Here is a 6,838-nt window from a genome sequence, read left to right as displayed (position 1 = left end):
GCATTCGGTCTGCCGCACCCCGATCCACGTGAGTAAAGTGATTATTACACGCCAAAACCAAGATACAAGGAGCATCATTTCCACGGCAACTCCGCTATGGGTAACTCAATCAGCCCCCTCTCCCTTGACGGGAGAGGGCTGGGGTGAGGGTGAAAGGCCCTCAGGACCACCACAGTAAAACAGGACTGCCCCAACGCCATGTCAAATTACTCTAAGGCCGAGGTGGCAGGTCCCCTTCACGGTAGATTCTTGACACCTGCACATCCCCATTGTCCACAACTCTGTAGACGACGTACCAGCCGTCAGCTAAGAATTCGATGACGCCCGGAGCAAATGGGAACCCACGGGTGGCGAACTTCCTGATGTTGTCCGCCTCAGGATCAGACAGTATCTCGAACAGTGCACTGATTGCTGAAAGATAATCTCTGGAGTTGTAGGACTCGAGCCGTGAGCGAACGGTCGCAGTGAGAACTAGCTTTGGTGTGGGTGGTTCGGCTGACACCTTTCAATTTCCCGCGTGAGGTCATCCAGCGTCATCTCGACCACTTCGCCTCTTTCAATCTCAGCGAAACCCTCCAGCACATCCGCCTTTACGGCTTCCGTGCGAATCTCGTGCAACCTGTCTTGAGGGGCCTTAACCTCAGGCAGATGAGAGGGGGTTTGACCAACCGGCTTACCAGTCGGCCTCTTGGAGGTGGCCACTACGTTCTCCTTGCATACCACATGAAGACTACGAAAAGTGTTCACTGCAGATACCTATTTGTAGCTAATCAGTCACTTTCTGTCAACCCCCTTTGAAAGTCGTGCACAGCTGTGCTGCTGTGTTGAGGGCTGTACACGGCCAGAACTCTCCATGGAAAGTCCCTGGGATGTCACGGCTAGTAGGAAGTCTCCACGGCACTTGCGATCGGATACACTCCACACACCCACCAACATCCCCATCCGGGACACGGGCACACACACCCTTTAGGGTGTGCCCGTGTCCCGGGTGTTGGAGTGAGACACTTAGGGACACTCCCGGGACAACTGTCCCAAGTACGATTCCGGGACACTTCGGAACATCCATGAGACAACTGTCCCGGACAACCGAGTGGGACACCTGGGACACTTGTCCCAGGCTCACTGTCCGGCTTCCGAAACATACTCACGAGCCACTAGTAGTCCCCATTTCCCTTCTCCCACGCGAACGAACCTGTCGTCTCTGCGTGTCAGCGTCCTGCGCACAGAATCGTGATTAGCCCCGATAGCTTCCGCCAACGCGGAACTGCTCATCGCGCCATCTTCGAGTTTCTTTGCCATCTGCTCCGCCAGTGGAGGCTTCGACGTCAGCACCGGACGCTCGACCGTTGCCACCTTCTCGACCGAGAACGACGGCGAGAACGCCATCTTCAGCGACACTGGCTTCAGCAGCGGCCCGACATTCGTCTTGCGGTGCCAGAGCGAGACCACCATCGAGTCCTCGCCCAGCTCCTGCTCCTTCTGCGCCTGCCACACGTTGCGACTCAGGTTCGACCAGAACACGCTCCCGTACGGAGTCGTGACCGGCCCGTCGGCTGTGTTCTTGCTCACGTGCGCCACGATCAGCGACGTCACCTCGAGCTGTCTCAGCCCGTAGAACAGCGCCTGCACCGACTCAGGCTCGTTCGGGTTGCCTCCGCACGCGGGAACCGCGCTGTCCACGACGACCAGGTCTATGCCCTTCGACTCGACGGTCTCGGCAAGCCACTCGACGTCGTCCACGAGCCGTCCAGCGCACCGGCGGTAGAACACCCTCGGTGGAGTCGGCAGTCCCATGCCCTCCGCGATCCTTCGCAGCCGCCCCTGCGCCTCCTCGGCCTCCATCTCCCAGTCCAGGTACAGCACGTTGCCAGGACTGCACTCGAACGGCTCCTGCATTCCCTCGGTGACCATCGTCGACAGCCACAGCGCCACCATGCTCTTGCCCACGCCGCCGTCTCCGAAGATCATGTTCGGAAGTCCCTCCGCCAGCAGCGGAGTCAGCCTGAAGCCTGACGGCGTGTTCTTCGGAGGAGCCCACTCAGAGAGGTCCAGCACGTCGGCGCCGCGCCTGTAGCGGGCCAGGACGTTGATCGAGCCTCCTCGATGAGCTGACGCCACGGAACGTCGGGCACCTCTCTCTCGCACTGTTTGGCGATGTCGACCCTGCTGCGGACCGACGTGAGCTGGTACCGAGATCCCACGATGTGTCGCCAGACGTGTCGGCCGTCCCAGGGCATGTCTGATCGGTACTGGACAGCGATCTCGCCGTACACCTCGCCGCGGTGCGCCTTGTAGATGCGCGAAATCTTGATCTGCACGCCATCCTCGGCCCAGTGCAGCCTGAAGACAGGGCCCCGTTGGTCTATTCTTGGAGCCGATAAAACCATCTCACTCCAACTCCAGTCTGTCCACAGGGATGCCTCCCACGTGGCGCACCGGTCCAGATTCACGCCAAGGCTCACCCGCGCGAAGCGTGGGCAGCACCAGCGAGGTCGATGGCCAGCTCTGCCGTCCCCTGCCCTTGCGGTCCCACTCGAGCGCATCGACGAGGCTGTCGATCGCGTCTACCAGCGCCCCGACGTCCGCGCTCGGGCCATCCGAGTGATAGGGCCTGTGCCGCCGGTGGAACCGCTCCCACGCTGCCGCCATGTTGCTCCTGCGTTGCATCTTGAACTTCGAGCGGCATCCCACGCACAGCAGCCCCTGCGTCCGCAGGTCCAGCTCCACCCCGCACTCGCACGTGACTGTTCGCTTGTACTCGCCGTTCTTGTCTTCACTCTCCGTCATGAGAGATTCCTTTCCGGCCTATAAAATACAAAAGGCCCTCACCGAGTCCACCAAAGCAAACTCGGGAGGGCCATTTACAGACCTATCGGGGACGGTCCAGCCGTCAGGTATTCAGATGTCCGGCCATGCCCCTATTCGCACAGCCGTTCTAGTTCATGATGCAACATCCACCCACATATTGCAACCAAGGGAAAATCCCCTCTCCCCTGACGGGAGAGGGCTAGGGTGAGGATGAAATACCCGCCACATTCATCCCCCGTAGGGGCAGGTTCCGCACCCGCAAAGCGGCTGGCGAAGCGAACCTGCCTCTACCAGGTACGTCCATCGACGACCTCATTTGACACATTTGTGAGGGCGTCGAAGAACGCTCATTCTTGTCCCCACACAGCCCTTCGTAATAAGATGCGCCAAAGGCAGCTGGATACGACCCCCGTATCACCCACCTGCCGTTCGATCACCGGATGTATGGACCCGCGGCTTCTACCGAAGTCCGCCATATAAGTGGAGGCTAAAGTGGACGAGGATCGAGACCTTTACATGATGATGCTCCGACGGATGATGCTCATCCGCGAGTTCGAGGAGAACGTCAAGCAGCTCGTCCAGCGCGGCGAGCTCGTGGGCATGGCCCACTGTTACATCGGCGAAGAGGCCGTGGCGGTCGGCGCCTGCGCAGCCCTACGCGACGACGACTACATCACCGGCAACCACCGCTCGCACGGACACCCGATCTCAAAGGGCGGCGACGTCCGACGAGCCATGGCCGAGCTGCTAGGCAAGGCAACGGGCTACTGCAAGGGCAAGGGCGGCTCCATGCACCTTGCCGACTTCGACATCGGCATTCTCGGTGAGTCCGGCATCGTGGCTTCGGCCCTGCCGGTCGCCGTTGGCGCGGCCATGGGCAGCAAGATGCAGGGCAACGACCGCGTCGTGGTCGCCTTCTTCGGTGACGGCGCCAGTAACCAGGGCGCGTGCCACGAGGCGATGAACCTCGCATCCATCTGGAAGCTGCCAGTCATCTTCCTGTGCGAGAACAACCAGTACGCGGTCACCACCAGCTTCAAAGAAGCCGTGGCCGTCGAGAACATCTCCGACCGCGCTTCGGCGTACGACATGCCAGGCGTGCTCGTGGACGGACAGGACGCGATGGCCATGTTCGAAGCCACAACCGAGGCTGTCAGGCGTGCCCGTGCGGGTGAGGGTCCGACGCTCCTCGAGGCGCGCACCTATCGCTACGAGGACCACTCAGAGGGACTCGTCCGCATCCTGCGCGAGTCATATCGCACGGACGAAGAGGTCGAGGTTTGGCGTGAGCGAGACCCCATCAAGGTCCACTCAGAATGGCTTGTCGAGCAGGAGATAGCCTCCGAGGAAGAGATCGAAGCCGTCCGCACGTACGTCGCCGAGACCATCGCCGAGGCCCTCCAGTTCGCAAGAGAGAGCCCCTACCCCGAGCTCGACGACCTCCTCACCGACATGTACGCCGACCCACTACCCACGTACAACTGACAACACGCCAACATGTGGCTCTGAACTTGCACCAACCTGTAGGGGCAGGTTTGAAACCTGCCCCTACGCCAAAACAAGCGAATGAACAGTGACACCACTCTGGCCCCCTGCCAACAAACCCCCTCTCCCTGAGGGAGAGGGCTGGGGTGAGGGTGAAAACCTAGCAAACCAACCGCCGCCTTTTACCCATTGGGCAAAAGAACTAAGGAGGCACCACCCATGCCTGAGATCACCTACGCAGATGCATTGAACGCCGCAATCAAGGAGGAGATGCGCCGCGACGGGAGCGTCTTCATCATGGGCGAGAGCATCCGGGGCGGCATCTATGGCGTCACCGGCGGCCTCTCCCAGGAGTTCGGCGACCGCGTCATCGACACCCCGCTGTCCGAGAACGGATTCATGGGCGCCGCAGTCGGTGCAGCCGCGGTCGGCATGAGGCCCATCGTCCAGTCGCTATCCAGCTTCCTGTGGGTCGCGATGGACCAGCTCATCAGCCAGGCCGCGAAGATGCGTTTCATGTTCGGCGGCCAGGTCAACCTGCCCGTCGTCTACAGGTGCGGCATGATCTACGGCGCGAACAGCGCGGCGCACCACACCGACAGGCCATACCCGATGCTCATGAACATGCCCGGCCTGAAGATCGCCATTCCGACGACCCCGGCTGACGCCAAGGGCCTGCTCAAGACCGCCGTGAGAGACAACGACCCCGTCATGTTCTTCGAGGACAACAACCTCACCGGAACGCGCGGCGAGGTCGACGAGGACGAGGACCTCACCATCCCGTTCGGAGTGGCCGACATCAAGCACGAAGGCTCCGACGTCACGGTAGTCGCGCTCGCGGGAATGCTGCGCCGCGCAGTGGCCGTTGCCGAGGCACTCGAGGACGAGGACATCTCGGTCGAGGTCATAGACCCACGCACGATTGTCCCGCTCGACACCAGAACGATTCTCGACTCGGTAGAGAAGACCGGCAGACTAGTGATCGTCGACCCTGCGCACAAGAGCTGCAGCGTTGCGTCCGAGATCTCGGCGATGGTCGCCCAGGAAGGATTCTGGAGCCTCCAGAGCCCGATCCAGCGAGTCACCAGCCTCGACTGCCACTTCCCCTTCAGCCCCGCGCTCGAATCCGAAGTATTCCCCAACGAAGACAAGATAACCGACGCCATTTACGCCACCCTCGAAGAGTAGAGGCAGCAGATATTCCCTTCTCCCTCACAGAATAGGACTGCAAAGACGCTCAATACTCAATAGGCCCCCTCTCCCGAGGGAGAGGGTTGGGTGGGGTGAGGGTGAACAGCCTGAAATCCCACCCATCGCAGCCCCAGAGAGCAAAAGGACACCAGCACACACCCTCCATAACCAAGGAAGAAGAAATGGCCACAAACGTGCTGCTCCCCCAGTGGGGCATGAACATGGAGGACGGGACCCTCACCAAGTGGCTCGTCAACGAGGGCGACGAGATCGCCGAGGGACAGCCGCTGGTCGAGGTCGAGACGGCCAAGATCAACTCCGAGCTTGAGTCCCCGGCCACAGGCGTCGTGGCCCACATCATGGCCTCGGAGGGCTCCCTGGTGAAGGTCGGCGAGCTGGTGGCGGTCATCGCCGAACCCGGCGAGAGCCCGCCCAGGCCAGAGCCCGGCGCTCCTACCTCCCCTGCCGCAGCACGAAGACGCCAGCGACCAGGCCGTGAGCGCCCCGCAAGAGGCGGCGGAGCCCGTCAGGTTACCCCAGTCGCCAGGCGGCTCGCACGTGATAACAACATCGACCTCGAAGAGGTCAACGGCACCGGCCCACGAGGCCGCATCACCGAGCAGGACGTCCGAGACGCCATCGAGGCGCGTCAGCGGCCTCAGCGGTCGCGAGCCCAGGTCGTTCCACGAGCAAGGCTGCTTGCCCGCCAGGAGGGCATCGACCTCGCAGACGTCGCTGGCTCGGGTCCGAACGGCCGCATCGTCGTGGCCGACGTCGAGCGCGCCATAGCAGAGCGAGACGCCGGAGCAGCCCAAGCAGACGCCATTGCAGAGACGATCCCGCTAACCGGCCTGCGCAAGACCATCGCCGACCGCATGAGCATGAGCGTCAGCACGATGGCCCAGGTTACTCTGACGACCGAGGCCGACGTCACCGAGCTGCTGAAGCTCCGGGAGTCGCTAGTCTCCGAGTGGCGGCCACACCGGCTGCGGCCCCTCGACCTGGACATCATCATTGTCGCAGTAGCTGCGGCCCTGAAGGAGCATCCAAGGCTCAACTCCCACCTGGTGGACGGAGAGGTGCTGCTGCTCAGGGACGTGAACATCGGCGTTGCGATCGCAGTTCCTGACGGCTTGGTCGTACCTGTGCTGCGTGGAGCCGACACGCTCGACCTGCTGGGCACGGCCCAGGCCATGCGCGAGCTGGCAGACAAGACCCGCAAGGGCAACCTCGGAATCGACGACGTGACCGGAGGCGGCTTCACAATAACCGCGCTGTCCAACTACGACATCGACGTGTTCACCCCGATCATCGACCCGCCACAGGTGGCCATCCTCGGCCTCGGCCGGGCCAT

General features: G+C 61.9%; 6 protein-coding genes. 3 read left to right on the top strand and 3 right to left on the bottom strand.

Annotated elements, in window-relative coordinates; translation table 11 throughout:
• Nucleotides 1-211: 211 nt before the first annotated feature.
• From J4G14_14565 to J4G14_14555, 3 genes are all read right to left on the bottom strand, one after another.
• Nucleotides 212-502, bottom strand: coding sequence for a hypothetical protein (locus J4G14_14565; GenBank protein MCE2459014.1), 291 nt, complete (start codon nucleotides 500-502; stop codon nucleotides 212-214).
• A gap of 617 nt (nucleotides 503-1,119) precedes the next feature.
• Nucleotides 1,120-2,118, bottom strand: coding sequence for an AAA family ATPase (locus J4G14_14560; GenBank protein MCE2459013.1), 999 nt, complete (start codon nucleotides 2,116-2,118; stop codon nucleotides 1,120-1,122).
• Between the two features lie 270 nt (nucleotides 2,119-2,388).
• Nucleotides 2,389-2,787 (bottom strand): hypothetical protein, encoded by a 399-nt coding sequence (locus J4G14_14555; protein ID MCE2459012.1) that lies wholly within the window; start codon nucleotides 2,785-2,787, stop codon nucleotides 2,389-2,391.
• Nucleotides 2,788-3,300: 513 nt separating this feature from the next.
• Here J4G14_14555 and J4G14_14550 point away from each other — a divergent pair.
• The 3 genes from J4G14_14550 to J4G14_14540 all read left to right on the top strand — a co-directional run.
• Nucleotides 3,301-4,293, top strand: a complete 993-nt coding sequence (locus J4G14_14550; GenBank protein ID MCE2459011.1) for a thiamine pyrophosphate-dependent dehydrogenase E1 component subunit alpha — start codon at nucleotides 3,301-3,303, stop codon at nucleotides 4,291-4,293.
• 219 nt (nucleotides 4,294-4,512) lie between these two features.
• A complete protein-coding gene (locus J4G14_14545; GenBank protein MCE2459010.1) occupies nucleotides 4,513-5,481 on the top strand; it encodes an alpha-ketoacid dehydrogenase subunit beta in 969 nt (322 codons plus the stop codon).
• Nucleotides 5,482-5,666: 185 nt separating this feature from the next.
• Nucleotides 5,667-6,838: 2-oxo acid dehydrogenase subunit E2 (locus J4G14_14540; protein MCE2459009.1), on the top strand; the 1,172-nt coding region annotated here is incomplete at its 3' end.

The sequence above is a fragment of the Dehalococcoidia bacterium genome, assembly GCA_021295915.1.
GTDB lineage: Bacteria > Chloroflexota > Dehalococcoidia > Lucifugimonadales > UBA1123 > VXRN01.
The sequence above is the reverse complement of the archived record's forward strand: the minus strand, read 5'-3'. Positions and strand labels throughout refer to the sequence as shown.

Coding starts and splice junctions, on each gene's coding strand:
- J4G14_14555 (MCE2459012.1), bottom strand. CDS start 2,787: ATGACGGAGAGTGAAGACAAGAACGGCGAGTACAAGCGAACAGTCACG.
- J4G14_14545 (MCE2459010.1), top strand. CDS start 4,513: ATGCCTGAGATCACCTACGCAGATGCATTGAACGCCGCAATCAAGGAG.